The 17703-nt window shown below is 68.3% G+C and carries 14 protein-coding genes; 8 read left to right on the top strand and 6 right to left on the bottom strand.

Features of this window, described 5'->3' with window-relative positions; all coding sequences use genetic code 11:
* Positions 1 to 1288, top strand: a 1288-nt coding sequence (locus O3Q52_RS28590) for an ATP-binding SpoIIE family protein phosphatase (RefSeq protein WP_269651577.1), incomplete at its 5' end; no start/stop codon positions are given.
* Positions 1289 to 1471: 183 nt separating this feature from the next.
* Entirely contained in the window at positions 1472 to 2935 is a 1464-nt protein-coding gene (locus tag O3Q52_RS28595) for a catalase (protein WP_269651578.1), read from the top strand.
* Positions 2936 to 3061: 126 nt separating this feature from the next.
* On the opposite strand, the gene O3Q52_RS28600 is transcribed toward O3Q52_RS28595, so the two are convergent.
* A complete protein-coding gene (locus O3Q52_RS28600) occupies positions 3062 to 5407 on the bottom strand; it encodes a transglycosylase domain-containing protein (protein ID WP_269651579.1) in 2346 nt (781 codons plus the stop codon).
* Between the two features lie 283 nt (positions 5408 to 5690).
* On the opposite strand from O3Q52_RS28600, the gene O3Q52_RS28605 reads away from it, so the two are divergent.
* The 6 genes from O3Q52_RS28605 to O3Q52_RS28630 all read left to right on the top strand — a co-directional run bounded on the left by O3Q52_RS28605 (position 5691) and on the right by O3Q52_RS28630 (position 11515).
* The gene (locus tag O3Q52_RS28605; protein ID WP_269651580.1) at positions 5691 to 6698 is read left to right on the top strand and encodes an SPFH domain-containing protein; all 1008 of its coding nucleotides are present in this window, start codon (positions 5691 to 5693) and stop codon (positions 6696 to 6698) included.
* Positions 6695 to 6943, top strand: coding sequence for a hypothetical protein (locus O3Q52_RS28610; protein ID WP_269651581.1), 249 nt, complete (start codon positions 6695 to 6697; stop codon positions 6941 to 6943). Before O3Q52_RS28605 ends, O3Q52_RS28610 begins: the two co-directional genes overlap by 4 nt.
* A 255-nt stretch (positions 6944 to 7198) precedes the next feature.
* Positions 7199 to 7723, top strand: a complete 525-nt coding sequence (locus O3Q52_RS28615) for a PadR family transcriptional regulator (protein WP_143636691.1) — start codon at positions 7199 to 7201, stop codon at positions 7721 to 7723.
* Positions 7720 to 8406: an ABC transporter ATP-binding protein gene (locus tag O3Q52_RS28620; protein ID WP_055616377.1), complete on the top strand. Its 687-nt coding sequence runs from the start codon at positions 7720 to 7722 to the stop codon at positions 8404 to 8406. Before O3Q52_RS28615 ends, O3Q52_RS28620 begins: the two co-directional genes overlap by 4 nt.
* Complete coding sequence (locus tag O3Q52_RS28625; protein WP_269651582.1) at positions 8403 to 10736, top strand: ABC transporter permease; 2334 nt, start codon at positions 8403 to 8405, stop codon at positions 10734 to 10736. Before O3Q52_RS28620 ends, O3Q52_RS28625 begins: the two co-directional genes overlap by 4 nt.
* Before the next feature lie 245 nt (positions 10737 to 10981).
* Positions 10982 to 11515, top strand: a complete 534-nt coding sequence (locus tag O3Q52_RS28630; RefSeq protein WP_269651583.1) for an alkyl hydroperoxide reductase — start codon at positions 10982 to 10984, stop codon at positions 11513 to 11515.
* A 224-nt stretch (positions 11516 to 11739) separates the two neighbouring features.
* Here the strand turns inward: O3Q52_RS28630 and O3Q52_RS28635 are convergent, their stop codons facing one another.
* The 5 genes from O3Q52_RS28635 to O3Q52_RS28655 all read right to left on the bottom strand — a co-directional run.
* The gene (locus O3Q52_RS28635) at positions 11740 to 12483 is read right to left on the bottom strand and encodes a hypothetical protein (protein WP_269651584.1); all 744 of its coding nucleotides are present in this window, start codon (positions 12481 to 12483) and stop codon (positions 11740 to 11742) included.
* Positions 12480 to 12947: a hypothetical protein gene (locus tag O3Q52_RS28640; protein ID WP_269651585.1), complete on the bottom strand. Its 468-nt coding sequence runs from the start codon at positions 12945 to 12947 to the stop codon at positions 12480 to 12482. Before O3Q52_RS28640 ends, O3Q52_RS28635 begins: the two co-directional genes overlap by 4 nt.
* A 13-nt stretch (positions 12948 to 12960) precedes the next feature.
* A complete protein-coding gene (locus O3Q52_RS28645) occupies positions 12961 to 15183 on the bottom strand; it encodes a glycoside hydrolase domain-containing protein (protein WP_269651586.1) in 2223 nt (740 codons plus the stop codon).
* Between the two features lie 407 nt (positions 15184 to 15590).
* A complete protein-coding gene (locus O3Q52_RS28650) occupies positions 15591 to 16106 on the bottom strand; it encodes a hypothetical protein (RefSeq protein ID WP_269651587.1) in 516 nt (171 codons plus the stop codon).
* Between the two features lie 430 nt (positions 16107 to 16536).
* Positions 16537 to 17703: AI-2E family transporter (locus tag O3Q52_RS28655; RefSeq protein ID WP_269651588.1), on the bottom strand; the 1167-nt coding region annotated here is incomplete at its 5' end.

Here is a 17703-nt window from a genome sequence, read left to right on the forward strand (position 1 = left end):
GACCGTGCCCGGCGGCCAGCGGGCGATCCTCGCCCCGCTGCGCGGCCGCCGCCGCGTCATCGGCGCCGCGCTGTTCCTGCGCCGCCCGGACCGGCCGGCCTTCGAGACCGACGATCTGCTCGTCGCGGCCCAGCTCGCCACGCACAGCGCGCTCGGCATCGACAAGGCCGTGCTGTACGGGCGCGAGGCGTACATCGCGGACGAGCTGCAGCGCACGATGCTGCCCGAGACGCTGCCGCGCCCGACCGGCGTGCGGCTGGCGTCCCGGTATCTCCCGGCCGCGGAGACCGCCCGGGTCGGCGGCGACTGGTACGACGCGATCCCGCTGCCCGGCAGCCGCGTCGCCCTCGTCGTCGGTGACGTCATGGGCCACTCCATGACCTCGGCCGCGATCATGGGCCAGCTGCGGACGACCGCACAGACCCTCGCGGGGCTCGACCTGCCCCCGCAGGAGGTTCTGCACCACCTGGACGAACAGGCCCAGCGCCTCGGCACCGACCGCATGGCGACCTGCCTGTACGCGGTGTACGACCCGGTCGCGCACCGCATCACCATCGCCAACGCGGGCCATCCCCCGCCCGTCCTGCTCCACCTGGGCGGCCGGGCCGAGGTCCTGCGCGTACCGCCGGGTGCCCCGATCGGTGTGGGCGGGGTGGATTTCGAGGCGGTCGAGCTGGACGCGCCCGCCGGCGCCACCCTGCTGCTCTACACCGACGGCCTGGTCGAGTCGCGGCTGCGTGACGTGTGGACCGGTATAGAACAGCTGCGCGAGAAACTCGCCGCCACCGCGCAGCTGACCGGCGCCGACCATCCGCCGCCCCTCGAGGCCCTGTGCGACGAGGTGCTCGACATGCTCGGCCCGGGCGACCGGGACGACGACATCGCGCTGCTCGCCGCCCGCTTCGACGGGATCGCGCCGAGCGACGTCGCGTTCTGGCATCTGGACCCCGAGGACGCCGCGCCCGGCCGGGCCCGCAGGCTGGCCCGCAAGGCGCTCTCCCGTTGGGGTCTGGAGGAGCTCACGGACTCCCTGGAGCTGCTCGTCAGCGAGGTCGTGACGAACGCCGTGCGCTACACGTCACGGCCGGTCACGCTGCGTCTGCTCCGTACGGACGTGCTGCGCTGCGAGGTCGGTGACGACGTGCCGCAGTTGCCGCGGCTGCGGCAGGCGCGCGCCACGGACGAGGGCGGCCGCGGGCTCTACCTGGTGAACAAACTGGCCAGACGGTGGGGCGCGACCCGGCTCAGCACGGGAAAGGTGGTCTGGTTCGAGCTCAACCACGGCTGAGTCGGACCACGGCCGAGTCGATCCCTGATCGAGGGGTACCCACGGGAGACGCCCCCCGGCAGCCAGGTGAGACCCGAACCGGAATTGGACCGCGTCCAAATGTTGCCGACATCCCGTCGGCGGAGTTGACTGCTGGGGTGGCGGAAGCGACCTGACGACTCTCTTCTTGACGGGAGGACGCTCGTGACGCAGACACCCCAGAAGGCTCCGTACACCACGAACAACGTCGGAATTCCGGTGGAGAGCGACGAACACTCGCTCACCGTCGGTCCCGACGGCCCGATCCTGCTCCAGGACCACTACCTCATCGAGAAGATGGCCCAGTTCAACCGGGAGCGGGTCCCCGAGCGGGTGGTGCACGCCAAGGGAAGTGGCGCGTACGGATTCTTCGAAGTGACCAATGACGTCAGCCAGTTCACCAAGGCCGATCTGTTCCAGCCCGGGAAGCGCACGGAGATGCTGGCGCGCTTCTCGACCGTCGCCGGCGAGCAGGGCTCGCCCGACACCTGGCGCGACCCCCGCGGCTTCGCGCTCAAGTTCTATACCGAGCACGGCAATTACGACCTGGTGGGCAACAACACGCCGGTCTTCTTCGTCCGTGACACGATCAAGTTCCAGGACTTCATCCGCTCGCAGAAGCGCCACCCGGCGACCGGGCTGCGCAGCAACGACATGCAGTGGGACTTCTGGACGCTCTCGCCCGAGTCGGCGCACCAGGTGACCTGGCTGATGGGCGACCGAGGCATCCCGAAGACGTACCGCCACATGAACGGCTACTCGTCCCACACCTACATGTGGATCAACGGCGCCGGTGAGCGGTTCTGGGTGAAGTACCACTTCAAGACCGACCAGGGCATCGACTTCCTCACACAGGACGAGGCCGACGAACTCGCCGGTTCGGACGCGGACAAGCACCGCCGGGACCTGTACGAGTCGATCGAGTCCGGGAACGCGCCGAGCTGGACGCTCAAGGTCCAGATCATGCCGTTCGAGGACGCGGCGGACTACCGGTTCAACCCGTTCGACCTGACGAAGGTCTGGCCGCACGGCGACTACCCGCTCATCGACGTCGGCCGGATGACCCTCGACAGGAACCCCGAGGACTACTTCATCCACATCGAGCAGGCCGCCTTCGAGCCGTCCAACCTGGTGCCGGGCATCGGCCCCTCGCCGGACAAGATGCTGCTGGGCCGGCTGTTCTCGTACCCGGACACCCACCGGTACCGGATCGGCCCCAACTACGCGCAGCTGCCGCCCAACCGGCCGCACTCACCGGTCAACTCGTACGCCAAGGACGGCCCGATGCGGTACGAGGCGTCCAACGCGGCCCGCCCGTACGCGCCCAACTCGTACGGCGGACCCGCGGCCGACTACGGGCAGTTCGGCGACCCGGCGAGCTGGCAGACCGCCGGGGAGCTGGTGCGCGAGGCGTACAAGCTGCACCGGGAGGACGACGACTGGGGGCAGGCGGGCACGATGGTCCGGCAGGTCCTCGACGACGACCAGCGTGAGCGGCTGGTGTCGAACGTCAGCGGGCATCTGCGGGCCGATGTGTCCCGGCCCGTGCTGGAGCGCGCGCTGCAGTACTGGCGGAACATCGACAAGGAGATCGGCGACCGGATCGCCCACTCGGTCAACGGGGACTGAGGGCGTTACTGCGATGCCGGTGGGGAACTGCGGGCCGGTCGTGGCCGGCCGCGCCCACGCGGCGGAGCCGCACATGTCACAGCCCCGCGCCCCTTGCAGGGCGCGGGGCTGCGTCGTAGCCACCGGTTACGGATCCGACTGTGGGTCGTCCGGGTCCGTCGGTAGTTCTATGCCGTCCGGTGGCGACGGTGCGCTGGTGGTCGGCGTCGGAGGATCCTCGCTCTCGGTCGGGGTCTCCTCGGGGCTGCTCTCCGCCGGCGGGCTGGTGGTCGGCGGCTTCGTCGTCGGATCCTCGGTGGTCGGATCGTCGGACGGGGTCGTCGACGGCTGAGTGGCCGTAGGCGTGATCGTCGGCTGGACGGCCGCGCCCTGGTCGGTGTCCAGGTCGAACTTGGAGACACCGCCCATCACGCCGAAGGTGTACGTCGCCCATATCTGGGCCGGGAAGCCACCGCCGTTGACCCGGCCACCGCCGGCCGCGCCCTGCAGCGTGACCTGGCTGAACGCCTTGACCTTCACCGGCTTGTCCTTGCCGCAGCGGGTGGTGCCCGCCTTGGCCGCCTCGCCGAAGACACCCACCGAGGTGACGAGCTTGGGCGTGTAGCCGCTGAACCAGGCCGACTTGTTGCAGTCGGACGTACCGGTCTTGCCCGCGACCTGCTGGCCGTCACGGGCCGGGTTGTCGCGCACGGACGTCTTGGCCGTACCGTCGTCGACCACGCCGGTCAGCACCGAGGTGACCGTGTCGGCGGCCTCGGGGCTGATGACCTGGTCGCCGATCGGGTCCGGGAACTTGACCGCCCGGTCCTTGTGCTCGACCGACTTCACGAGGGCCGGCGTGACCTTCTTGCCGTGGTTGTCGAGCGTCGCGTAGACGCCCGCCATCTCCAGCGGGCTCGCGCCCATCGTGCCGAGGGTCTGGGCGGGCACCGGCTTGGCGCCCTCGACGTCCATGCCGAGGGCGCCCGCGGTCTTCATGACCTGGTCCATGCCGACGTCGACGCCCAGCTGGGCGAACACGGAGTTGATGGACTTGTTCATCGCGGTCTGGACGGTGACGTCTCCGTAGTCGACGTCGTCCTCGTTCGGCGGGGCGAAGCCGACCTTCTTGCCGTCGTCGACGACGGGACGCTTGCTGGTGCCGTCGTAGATGGTCTTCGCCGTGACCGGCGTGCCGTCCTGTGTCTCGGCGTCCTTGTCGACGGCCGCGGCCAGGATCAGCGGCTTGAAGGTGGAGGCGGGCTGGTAGTCGCGGCGCGTCGCGTTGTTCGTGTAGTGCTTCACGTAGTCCACGCCGCCGTACATCGCGAGGACCCTGCCGGTCTTCGGGTCGACGGACACGGCACCGGCCTGGACGTCGGCGTCGATGTCCCGCTTCTCGGCGTCCAGCTTGCTGGTCAGCTGGCTCTTGACGGCCTTCTCCAGCTGCTCCTGCTTCTTCTTGTCGATGTTCAGGGTGATGGTCCAGCCGCCGGCCTTGACCATGGTCGCGGCCTCCTCCATGTCGGCGGCCGTGCCCTGCGCGACGAGCTGCTTCATCAGCGAGTTGTCGGCGGCCTCCACCAGGTAGCCGGCCTGGCCCTGCAGACCGGGCGCGCCCTTGGGGTCCTTCGGCACGGGGAACGTCATGCCGTCGCGCTTGGCGGAGCTCAGCCAGCCCTCCTCGACCATGTTGTCCAGGACGTAGTTCCAGCGGTCCTTGACCAGCTTCTTGCCGGTGTCGCTCGCGACCGCCCAGTCGTACTGGCTGGGCGCCTGGAGCAGCGCGGCGAGATACGCGCCCTGCGCGACCGAGAGCTCGTCCGCGTCGACGCGGTAGTACGCCTGCGCGGCGGCCTGGATGCCCCATGAGTTGCGGCCGTAGTAGCTGGTGTTGATGTAGCCCGCGAGGATGTCGTCCTTGGACTCCTGGCGGTCCACCTTCAGGGAGATGACCAGTTCCTTCAGCTTGCGCGTGACGGTCTGGTCCTGCGTCAGGTAGTAGTTCTTGACGTACTGCTGGGTGATCGTCGAACCACCCTGCTTGCCCTTGCCGGAGAGGGTGTTGAGCAGACCGCGGGCCGTGCCCTTGAAGTCGACGCCGGCGTCCTCGTAGAAGGACTTGTTCTCGGCGGCGACGAAGGTCATCCGGACGCCCTTGGAGACCTGGTCCAGGTCGACGAGCTCGCGGTTCACGTCGCCGTCGCGGGCGAGCGTCTTGCCGTCGCTGTACTTGTAGATGTTGCTCTGCTGGACCGCGGCGGCGTTGCCCTTGGGAACGTCGATCATCAGGTACAGAGCAACAAAGGCCGCCATCCCGAGCAGACAGAGGCCGAAGAACGTACCGAGGAGCTTCCTCCAGGTGAAGAAGCGACGTATGCCACTCTTCCCGCCTGCCTTGGCACCACCCGTGGCGCCGGCTCTGGACGAGCGCTTCGGCGCGGCGCGGTGGCCACCGCGCTGCCGCGCTCGTCTCTCTTCCGCTCGTCCCATGGGTCCGATCCGCTCCGCTTCCGTCTCTCGTGTCTCACAGGTTCACAGCTCAGGTCAGCTCAGCAAACTAACACCGCGCGTGGGGACATAGGACGGTCGATCCCGTCTTTTGCGGACGTGACAATCAGCACCTGTCCCGACCTGTCCCTATGGAACCGACGATTCGGATGAGTAGAAGGTTGCTGTGGCGGGTAAAGTGATATCACTTAGATAGACCCAAGCTAAGGGCTCGCACGACGAGCCGCAGCACCGCGAAACCGCACCACGAAACGGGGGATCACCCATGTCCACGCACGACACTCCACACACCGCCGACGTACCCGAGATGCCCGCACCGCGCGTCCGGGAGTCCGTCGCGCACAGCATCGGCGGCGGGCTCGCGCTGCTGCTCGGGCTGGTCGGACTGCTGGCGGGCGCCGCAACGATCGTCAGCGCCACCGCGGTGGAGTCCACCGGCGGCAAGGCCGCGCTGATCGTGTTCGGCATCCTGATCGGCCTCGCGGCCTTCATCGCCATGTGCGGTCTGAACATGGTGGCGCCGGGCGAGGCCCGCGTCGTCCAGCTCTTCGGCCGCTACCGGGGGACGATCCGCGAGGACGGCCTGCGCTGGGTGAACCCTCCCCCACTCTCGGCTTCGCTCGAGCGGGGGGACCCCCATTCGTCCCGTACGAAGATCTCGACGCGGGTGCGCAACCACGAGACGGCCGTTCTCAAGGTCAACGACGCCTACGGCAACCCGATCGAGCTCGCCGCGGTCGTGGTGTGGAAGGTCGAGGACACCGCCCAGGCGAGCTTCGAGGTGGACGACTTCCTGGAGTTCGTCGCCACCCAGACCGAGGCGGCCGTGCGGCACATCGCCATCGAGTACCCGTACGACGCCCATGACGAGGACGGTCTGTCGCTGCGGGGCAACGCGGAGGAGATCACCGAGAAGCTCGCCGTCGAACTGCACGCGCGCGTGGAGGCCGCGGGTGTCCAGATCATCGAGTCCCGCTTCACGCATCTCGCGTACGCCCCCGAGATCGCCTCGGCGATGCTCCAGCGGCAGCAGGCGGGTGCGGTCGTCGCCGCGCGGCGGCAGATCGTGGACGGTGCGGTCGGCATGGTCGAGGACGCGCTCGCCCGGATCACCATGGGGGTCCCCCCGGCCGAGGCTGTTCGAGGCTGGGGGAGGGACATCGTCGAGCTGGACTCCGAGCGGAAGGCGGCGATGGTCTCGAACCTGCTGGTGGTCCTGTGCGGCGACCGCGCCCCGCAGCCCGTCCTCAACACGGGGTCCCTCTACCAGTGACCTCACCTTCCGAGGGGCCTTCCCCCCAGCGGCGGCCGCAGCAGCGCAAGCAGGTGCTGTTGCGGCTGGATCCGCTCGTGTACGAGGCGCTTGCGCGGTGGGCCGGCGACGAGTTGCGCTCCGCCAACGCGCAGATCGAGTTCCTGCTGCGGAGGGCTCTGGCGGAGACGGGCCGCCTGCCGGGCGGGGCCGGACCGATACCTCGCCGTGGCCGGCCTCCCGCTTCCGGGGAAGCCGAGGAGTAGGTGCCCGCCGGGGGCTGCCGCGGCTCAGATGTGCGTGCGGGTCCGCTGTGGCTGGTCGCGCAGTTCCCCGCGCCCCCAAAAGGGGCGCGGGGAACTGCGCGGTGGGGTTCGGGGGCGGAGCCCCGCCACCCCCACCCGCCACCCCAGTAACAGAACCGTGACAATCAAGCCTGACCTGCGGACCCGTACGCCTCGAACGCGGCTATCCACGGTGCGTATACACGCGGTGTATACGCCCTGTGTACAGTGCTCCGCATGTCCATCGGTCACACGCTCCTAGGGCTCCTGGAGTCCGGGCCCCGCCACGGTTACGACCTGAAGCGGGCCTTCGACGAGAAGTTCGGTCACGACCGGCCGCTCCACTACGGCCAGGTCTATTCGACGATGTCCCGGCTGCTGAAGAACGGCCTCGTGGAGGTCGACGGGATAGAGGCGGGCGACGGCCCCGAGCGCAAGCGGTACGCGATCACCGAGGCGGGCGTCACCGACGTCCAGCGGTGGCTCGCCACACCGGAGAAGCCGGAGCCGTACCTCCAGTCGACCCTCTACACGAAGGTCGTCCTCGCCCTCCTGACGCACCGCGACGCGTCCGGGATCCTCGACACCCAGCGCGCGGAGCACCTGCGCATGATGCGGATGCTCACCGACCGCAAGCGCAAGGGCGATCTCGCCGACCAGCTGATCTGTGACCACGCACTCTTCCATCTCGAAGCCGACCTGCGCTGGCTGGAACTCACCGCCGCGCGCCTCGGCAAGCTCGCAGAGGCGGTGACTCGATGACCCCCGCAGGCTCCCTGCTCGTGGCCCACGACCTGCGCAAGGCCTACGGCCCCACCAACGCCTTGGACGGCGCCGGGTTCAACATCCACCCCGGCGAGGTCGTCGCCGTGATGGGCCCCTCGGGCTCCGGCAAGTCGACCCTCCTGCACTGCCTCGCCGGCATCGTGACGCCCGACTCGGGCTCGATCATGTACGGCGGCCAGGAGATGGCGACGATGAACGACGCCCAGCGCAGCGCGCTGCGCCGCTCCCAGTTCGGCTTCGTCTTCCAGTTCGGCCAGCTCGTACCGGAGCTGACCTGCGTGGAGAACGTGGCACTGCCGCTGCGCCTGAACGGCGCCTCCCGCAAGGACGCCGAGCGCACCGCCCTGGCCCGGATGGAGCAGCTGGAGGTCGACGACCTCAAGGCCAAGCGGCCCGGCGAGGTCTCCGGCGGCCAGGGCCAGCGCGTCGCCGTCGCCCGCGCCCTGGTCACCGACCCGCGCGTGCTGTTCGCCGACGAGCCCACCGGCGCCCTCGACTCCCTCAACGGCGAACGCGTGATGGAACTGCTCACCGACGCCGCCCGCTCCGCCAACGCCGCCGTCGTCCTCGTCACCCACGAGGCCCGCGTCGCCGCCTACTCGGACCGCGAGATCGTCGTACGCGACGGCAAGTCCCGGGACATGGAGCGCGTCGTATGAGTGCACGCCAGTGGTCGAAAGACCTCGCCATGGGCGCCAAGTTCGCGTTCACCGGCGGCCGCGAGGGCTGGGTGCGCGTGCTGCTCACGGGCGTGGGCGTGGGTCTCGGCGTGGCGCTGCTGCTGCTCACCACCGCGATACCGAACGCGATGCAGGCCCGGTCCGACCGCGAGCACGCGCGTATGGACGTCACGATCGGCGTGGACGAGCCGCCCAAGGCCGACAACACGGTGCTCGTCGCGGACGTCGGCACCGAGTTCCGCGGCCGGGACGTCCGCGGTCGCCAGCTGGAACCAGAGGGTCTGCGGGCACCGCTGCCGCCGGGGTTGAAGGAGTTCCCCGCGCCCGGCGAGATGGTCGTGTCGCCCGCGCTCAAGGAGCTGCTGGAGTCCAAGGACGCCAAGCTGCTGCGTGAGCGGCTGCCGGAGCGGATCACCGGGACGATCAGCGAGCCGGGCCTCATCGGTTCGGCCGAACTCGCCTTCTACTCGGGCAGCGACAACCTGGCCCGGTACGGCGACGGCCCCAACATCACGCGCATCAACACCTTCCAGGGGGAGGAGGCGCCTTCGGAGGAAATGGACCCGGTCCTGCTGCTGCTCGTCCTGACGGTCTTCGTGGTGCTGCTGATGCCCGTCGGCGTCTTCATCGCCGCGGCCGTACGCTTCGGCGGCGAGCGGCGCGACCGCAGGCTCGCGGCGCTGCGGCTGGTCGGCGCCGACAGCCGCATGACCCGCCGGATCGCCGCGGGCGAGGCGCTCTCCGGCGCGGTGCTCGGGCTGCTCTTCGGCACCGGCTTCTTCCTGATCGGCCGTCAGATCGCGGGCTCCGTCGAGGTCTTCGGCTTCAGCGTCTTCCCGAGCTACCTCAACCCGACGCCCGTACTCGCCGTCCTGATCGCCGTCGCCGTCCCGGCGGCCGCGGTCGCGGTGACGCTGCTCGCCCTGCGCGGTGTGGTCATCGAGCCGCTCGGCGTGGTGCGCACGGCCAGGCCCGCGCGACGCCGCCTGTGGTGGCGGCTGCTGCTGCCGCTGGGCGGTGTCGGGCTGCTCGTCCCGATGATCGGGAAGGGCACCGAGAACGGGAACTTCAACGAGTACATGGTGGCCGGTGGCGTCATCCTGCTCCTCGTCGGCATCACCGCGCTGCTGCCGTGGGTCGTGGAGGCCGTCGTGGCCCGGCTGAACTCGGGCTCCGTCTCCTGGCAACTGGCGGTCCGCAGGCTCCAGTTGAGCAGCGGTACGGCGGCCCGCATGGTGAACGGCATCGCGGTGGCGGTGGCCGGCGCGATCGCCCTGCAGATGCTGTTCTCCGGAGTCCAGAGCGGCTACACGGAGTCCACCGGCAACGACCTCTCGCGCGCCCAGATGCAGATGTCCGTACCGAGGACCGCCCCACTCGCCGAGGCCCGGCAGGCCCTCGCCGATACCCGCGGTGTGCGCGAGGCCATGGCGCTCTCCGACGGATGGCTGGGCGCGGGCAGGAAGGACCCCGAGAAGTCCGCGGGGCTGACCGTCGGCGACTGCGCCTCCCTGCGCGAGGTGGCGAAGCTGCCCTCGTGCCGTGAGGGCGACGTCTTCGCCGTACACGGCGCCGAGTACGACACGGACACCCCGGAGCTCGCCGCAGCCGGCCAGAAGCTCTACATCGACCCCTCCTACAGCGAGTCCGAGAAGGGCAAGGAGGTCGCCTGGACGGTGCCGCGGGACATCAAGAAGGCCGGCACGCGCAACGACCCGAAGGGCTGGGAGCGGGGCGGTTTCCTGTTCACCCCGAGCGCGCTGCCCACCGCGGCGACCTCGACCCTCGACGGGCAGATCTACCTCCAGCTCGACATGGCGGTCCCGGACGTGCGTGAACTCGTGCGCAACGCCGCGGCGAAGGTGGACCCGCTCGCGAGCCCCTGGTCGTACTCGGCGAGCGAGCGCTCCGAGACCTTCGGTTCCATCCGCACCGGACTGTTCGTCGGCGCGGCCTGTGTTCTCGCGCTCATCGGGGCGAGCCTGCTCGTCTCACAGCTGGAGCAGTTGCGCGAGCGCAAGAAGCTCCTGTCGGTCCTCGTCGCCTTCGGCACCCGGCGCCGCACCCTGAGCCTGTCGGTGCTGTGGCAGACCGCGATCCCGGTCGCCCTCGGCCTGCTCCTCGCCTCGGTGGTGGGCCTCACCCTGGGCACGGTCCTGCTGAAGATGACGGACACCAAGGTGACCGTCGACTGGGTGAGCGTCCTGGCCATGACGGGCATCGGCTCGGCGGTCGTCCTCGTGGTGACGGCGCTCAGCGTGCCGCCGCTGCTGCGGCTGATGCGCCCGGACGGGCTGCGTACGGAGTAACGCGCCTGTCGGCACGCCCCAACGGCTGCGCCCCCGAGAGGGAGGGGCGCAGCCGTTGCCGGTGCCATTACCCGACTTGCCCCGACTTAGCCTATTTCACCGGCCAGTTGCTCCATGGCAGTCTTGGCAGCGTCCAACCCGCACGGAAGGCCTCAAAGCGGCCTTTTCCGTCACCCAAGAGGAGCCCCATGCTCGCCGTAGGTGACCGTCCGCCCGCCTTCGAACCGCCGGCCGGTGAGTGAACCATGTCGCTAGACGCGCTGAAGTCCGCGATTCCGGACTACGCCAAGGACCTGCGGCTGAACCTCGGTTCGGTGCTCGGCAACTCCGAGCTGACGCAGCAGCAGCTGTGGGGGACGGTACTCGTCTGCGCCATCGCCTCCCGGTCTCCCCGTGTCCTCCGCGAACTGGAGGAGGAGGCCAACGCGAAGCTCTCGCCCGAGGCGTACACCGCGGCCAAGTCCGCCGCGGCGGTCATGGCGATGAACAACGTCTTCCACCGCACGCGGCATCTGCTCTCCGACCCGGAGTACGGAACCCTGCGGGCCGGTCTCCGTATGAACGTGATCGGCAACCGGGGTGTGGAGAAGGTCGACTTCGAGCTGTGGTCGTTGGCCGTGTCCGCGATCAATGGGTGCGGGGAGTGTCTCGACTCCCACGAACAGGTGCTCCGCAAGGCCGGTGTCGACCGGGAGACGATCCAGGAGGCGTTCAAGATCGCGGCGGTCGTCCAGGCGGTGGGAGTCACCCTGGACTCGGAGGCGGTACTGGCGGAGTAGCCACGCCGACTTTCGCCATCGGCCCCGTTCACAACGGTCCGGCGCTCCCCCGGCGTCTCAACGGCGAGGCGCCCGCCGGGAGATGACGCCCGGCGCGCGCCTCGCGCCGGACTCGGTTCCTCGGTTCCGGAGGCGGAACGGAAGGCAGGGTCCGGCCCCGCCCCTCCTCGCTCTGCCGACCCGGCTCTCCCGCCCTGCCGACCCGGCTCTCCCGCCCTGCCGACCTAGCTCTGCTGCCCGGCCAGCCGCTTGGCGGCCTTGCGGCGTTGGGCCTGGAGGGGGTCGACGAGGACGCCCGCGCCCTTGCCGGGCGTGTAAGCCCAGTGGCGAAGCTTCTCCGCGACCTTGGTGAGCCGCTCGTCGCCCGGCGGCACGTCGACGTAGAACAGCGACTCGTCCGGCCTGCCGTCGTCGCCGCCCCAGCGGACCACGCCCTCGCAGTCGGCGAGGATGTCCCGGATCGCCAGCTCCTCCATGGGATAGAAGCCGCCGTGCGCCCCGGTCGGATAGGAGCCGGGCCGGATCCGCACCGCGGTGCCGGACGCCAGGTTGGACTCCGCCAGCCCCTTCCGCACGGAACCCGGCTTCCGCCAGCCGAGCACCTCGCCCTTGCGGAGGGTGTCGATCTCGTAGTGGAAGCGCCGGATCACGTGAACGAGGACGGTCTCGACCTCCGCCATCCGCACCTGGACGCCGTCGAGCGGGGTGGCGGGGACCGGTCTGGTGTAGATGTGGCCGTGGCTGTCCACGGTCTTCTCCATCTCCCACCCGTTCTTCGAGGGGGTGCCTGTCAGGACTCGCTTGTTGCGCTCCTGTGCTCTCCGTATCGCCTCACGGACCTTGTCCGGCTCGGGGTCCTTGTCCGCCGCACGGGCGGGAAGGGACAGAACCTGTGAGCCGACTGCAACGCCGGCCGCTACGAACGCGACACGTCGCAAGGCGGCGCGGCGAGAGATGTTCAGGGTCACTTCTTCGTCTCCTCGTACCAGTTTTTGGGGCGCGCAACGTATGTCAGAGCGGCGGCAGTCACCCCGAGGACCCCTGCCACGGAATTCACGTAACCCGGCACGACGGCGTTGTACGTCTGCCCGCCCGTGACACGACACCTGAATTGCAGCGGAAGGAAGGAATACTCGTAACCGACGACGGACTTGACCTGCTCCGACCTCAATCTCTCTGCACATTCCAGGGCTTGGTTGCTTTCATCCAGCATCAGGAGATGAAGCATGCCCCAGCCATACATACCGACTACGCAGGCCCATGCCAGAGCAGCAGCACCCTTGACGACTCTCTGCGCATCCCGCTTTCCGCCGTCACGGAACAGCAAGAGCACTCCACGGATGGCGAGCCATGGCGTGACAACGACGCCGGCCGCGCTCAGAAAGAGCACGAGACCGATATAGAGGTCACCAGAAGCGTCTACTACCAGCATGGTGAGGAGCCTGTCAGCTGTTTCGGGCGATGGAGTTGTACTTCTCCATGATCTGGTAGAGCGCCGTCCGTTGCTTGGCGTGGGGCGTCGCTTCCGAGTCCGCCGATCCCTGGTACCGGCGCAGGATCTGGAATATCTCACTCTCCGTGTAGTCCAGGCGCATGGGACGGAGAGGTTCCTCTTCTATGACGTTGCCCGGGGCCCCGTCCGCGTTCCACATATGGATCAAGGGGACCGTGGACATGGCGAATTGCTCGTCGTACCGGCAATCGTCCCAGATGTTGTACTTGTCCTCGTCGCTGGTGCCACGGATGGTGCCCTCCGCGTAGCCCTTCCGAACGGCGTGATTCCATGCCAAAAGGGCGGTGTTGCCGAAGATCTGGGCGATGCCGGTGGAGCTGTCCTTGAAATACCCGGTCGTGTTGAACGTGGTGGAGACTGCCTGGTCCACGCTCAGGTCGACCGCGTCGATGTGCCGCATCTCCCAGTACGCGGTCGTCTGGATGAGGGCCTTTCGCATCTTGTACCGGTAGGCGAGCAGGGTGGTGACCGAGTCCCACTCGAGTACGACCCTCCGGAAGCACTCCTCGTGCGTATGCGATCTGAGACCACCGTCGTTGGGGAAGCCGATCGACTCCATGTACTTGCCGACATCCGTCCTCATGGCCGCGATGAGGTCCGAGTCGAGGCTGGTGTCCGGGAGAGGAGTACGGGGCGGGTTGAACGAGTTCTGTCCGGTGTCGCGCCCCGAGGCGATGTTGATGTCGATGTTGATCGACCCGTCCCCGGAGCCGACGGTGCGGGTGACGATCTGGTCGTACGCCCAGTCGGCCGGCAGCGGGTACCCGAAGTTGCCGGAGAAGCCGGACGACATGTCGCAGACGAACGACGCCGTGGAGTGGCCTGCCTCGGCGACTCGGGTGCACACGTTGCGCGGCCCGTAGATGCCGATCTCGAACCGGCTGCCGTCGTCGGCGACCGCATCCGCGATGCCCTTGAAGTGCGGCAGGACGTTGCTGGTGACTTCCTCGTCGAGGGCGTCGAAGTCCACGGCCCAGAAAATCCGGGTACCCGCCTTGAAGCCGTGGTCCAGGGCCGCGTTGATCGCGGCCTGCCCGGCCGCACGTCCCAGGGGATAGGTGAAGCCGTCGGCCTCCCGCCCGTACGTCTGGTAGATCGGGAAGCAGCGCAGTCCGTTGTCGGCGATGGTCTTGAGCTCGCCGGGCTGGATCTCCTTGTGCTTCAGGTCGTCGGGCGGGGTCGGGTCCGGCTGGGTGAGATAGCGGCCCACGTACTTGATGCCCTGCGCCTTCAGCGTGGCCGCACGCGCCGGGGTGATCAGGGTGACACCGTCGCAGGCCTCACCGTTGCGGGACTGGTCGCCGTACGAGATCAGAAGCGAGGCCCACGTCGAGAAGTCGCCCTTACCGGTGACGGGGAGCTTCGCGAACGACTGGAAGGTGGAGACGGCCGAGGCGAGGCCGCTCGTGAAGGTGGAGACGAAGTCCACGGGCCGGTGGTTGAGGACCATGGCGGCGGAGAACAGCCTGACGAACGTGTTGGAGTCGCCGGTGGCGACGGTGTGGGACTTCAGCCCGCTCTGAGTGCCCGGCCCGAACACACCGTTGGCCGTACCGTCGGCCATGCCCAGCTCGTACTGGACGGCGAACAGCATCGACTTGGCGACGTCACGCGAGTGGTTGCCGTCGGCCGGGATGACGAAAAAGTCTCTTCGGTTGACGTACGAACCGTTCAGCCATCTCTGGACGGCCCGGATAGTCTCCGAGCCTCCGTTGACGGTGACGTAGGCGTCCATGTTGAGCAGGCCCTTGAAGACCTTCGGCACCAGGTTGCCGCCGGGGTAGGCGAAGTCCACGCCCATGTTCTTCTTCAGCAGGATGATCGAGTCCACCACACGGGAGTTGTACGTCCCGTCGATGTCACCGCCGTCGTAGCCCTTGCAGTACAGGGCGGATTGTATGATCTTGGTGAAGTTCTGGGACGGCACCGTACCGCTGTTGAGAGCCGGGTACTTCGACGTGAGCGTCGAGAGCGTGGTGGGACCGAAGGTGTCCGACAGACTCGTGATGCCGAGTTCGTACTGGAGTGCCCGAGTGAGGGCGAACATCATGTTCCAGCCCGTCACCCCAGTCTCGGGTATGCGGTCGATGCCGAGCTTTCCTCCATAGGCGCCGTTGATGAACTGCTGCGCTTTGCGCACCATCTCGTCGGCCATGTGGGGCTCCTGTCAATCGCGGTCAGGCAGGTGGTGGACGGTTTCGGACGCGGCGGGGAGAGGCACACGGGGCCGGACGGGTGTACACCGATTGCCGAGGTCGCGGCATGCCAGCGAATCGCCCGTACCGGGGTGTCTCCTCGGCCGTCGGTTCACGCACGCCTGGAAGCACGGGCCAGGAAGAGTCGCCGGCCCGAGGAATGATGGGCGGTTCGGCGTTTCGTGCTGCGGAAGGCCGAGCCATCGTGCCGTCTCTCGCGCCAACCGGCTTTTCTTGTCGAGAGTGCGCGATGGCGGCCCCACCCCTGGGGTCCAAGATCCGCGCTACACCATCCGGCGGGACGCCGTCAGCGTCACCGCCGTCACGAGGTGTGAAGAGTGCACGGAATTCCGAGAATTGCCCGCCCTTAGCCGCAAGGGAATACGTAGCTCGACTTGTAGTCGATGTACAGGCTGCTGGAAGTCCGCCCCATCTTGGCGGTGACCGGGGCGCAGGCGAAGCTGGAGACGTACACCGGGCCCGCGTACTGGCTGAAGTTGCCGGAGTCGGTGTCACAGGCGGTGCCGCCCACCTTGCAAACACTGAGATACATGTACTGTGAGCTACCGAAATTGTTGTCGAGGATTGCGCACCCCTTTCCGCTGTTCCCGTACGAGAACAAGGTGGCCAGGCGCTCTCCGGGGTCCGTCCCGACGGGCAGCGGGACCGCCTTCTGTAGCGTGTACCCAGTGCCACAGACGGTGGCCGCGGCTGCGGTGGCAGCCGAGTCGGCCCGGGCTATGGCTCGGGTCGCGGCGTCGGCGTCCTTCGAGATCGACACTTCCGGCTTGTCTGCTGCGACGGCCTGCGGTGCGGTCAGAACACCGGCGGCCAGAGCTACGGTCGCGACAACCGCACGCAGGATTGCTTTGGGTCTAAGCATCTAGGATGAGCACCTTCCAGCGGGATGAGCGATTGCGTTCACGGGCGCAGCAGTACACCGCTCGGCCGCCATTCTTCGACCTCGGAAAACGGTCCACCTCATGGATGGAGAGGGAAGAGGGCGGCCAAGCAATGTGGTGTAAGTCAGGGACTGCTCTCAACTTGTGATCGCCCGGTAACTCTAGATGCGGTTTAAATCTTCCTCCAGGGCTTATCCAGCGCTCAGGACGACTGACCAGAATTCGCCCCAAAAGCGGAATGACACACTCATGAAGGGGAGGGCGGGAAGGTAACAAGGGAGACTCGTGTGACTCCGGTGAAGTGGAAGGCCGGTTGGCACTCCGCTCCGGGCGAGATTGGCCGGATCACAGCAGTGCTGTCGGCCGAACCAAAACCCGCAGGGCTCAGGCACGGACGACGGGACGCGACCCTCACGAAGGTGACGTGTCCGACGGAGGCTGTACCGGAGCCACCCCCGTCGCCCCCCGCGGCACCGGCGACGTACGAAGGGCCGGCTCCTGGGAGTACGAACGCAGGTAGACGACCACCGTGTTGGTGACGGCGACGAGCGGGACGGCGACGACCGCGCCGCCGATGCCCGCGACCACCCCACCCGCCGCCACCGAAAGGACGACGGCGAGCGGATGGACCCGAACCGCCCGGCCGAGGATGAACGGCTGGAGGATGTGGCCCTCGATCTGCTGGACGGCGAGCACGACGAGCAGCGCCATGACCGCGGTGAAGACCCCCTGCGTCACCAGCGCGACCACCACCGCCAGCGCGCCCGAGACGACGGCACCGACCAGCGGGATGAACGCGAACAGGAAGATGAAGACGGCCAGCGGGACAGCCATCGGGACGTCCAGGAAGAAGATGCCCAGGCCGATGAAGATGGCGTCGATCAACGCCACTATCACCGTCCCGCGGACATAGGCCGTGAGCGTGCGCCAGGCACGCGGACCGGCCCCGGCCACTCCGGGCCGCGCCGCCGCGGGCACGAGCTTGAGCGTCCACTGCCAGATGCGCTTGCCGTCGTAGAGGAGGAAGAGCGTGGAGAACATCGTGAGGAGGATGCCGGTCAGGGCCTCGACGATGACAGTGACGCCTTCCAGGCCCGCCGACGTGATCTCGTCCGTGTTGGCGCCGACGGCCTCGCGCAGGCTCTTCGCGATGTCCCTGATCTGGTCCTCGGTGACATGGAACGGGCTGTTGAGCAGCCAGCGCTGCAACTCGTCGATGCCGTCCTGGATCTGGTCGGAGAGGTTGTCGATGTTCTCCATGACCTGCCAGACGACGAACCATCCGACGAGCCCCATGACCACGAAGCCGAGGGTCGCGGTCAGCGCGGTGGCGAGCCCGCGCGGCACCCCGTACCGCCGCAGCCGCGCCACGGTGGGCTGGAGCAGGGCGGTGATGAGCAGCGCGGCCACGAAGGCGAGGACGACGAGCTGCACGGCGCTGATGACGCGCATCAGCACCCAGACGGTGCCCGCGAGTACGAGCAGCCGCCAGCCGGCCTCGGCGGCGACCCGCATGCCCCAGGGGACGGCCGCGGCGGGATCGGGGCGAGCGGCGGGGGCGGCCACGAGGGTGTCCGA

The sequence above is a fragment of the Streptomyces sp. ActVer genome (assembly GCF_027270795.1).
GTDB classification, from domain to species: Bacteria; Actinomycetota; Actinomycetes; order Streptomycetales; family Streptomycetaceae; genus Streptomyces; species Streptomyces umbrinus_A.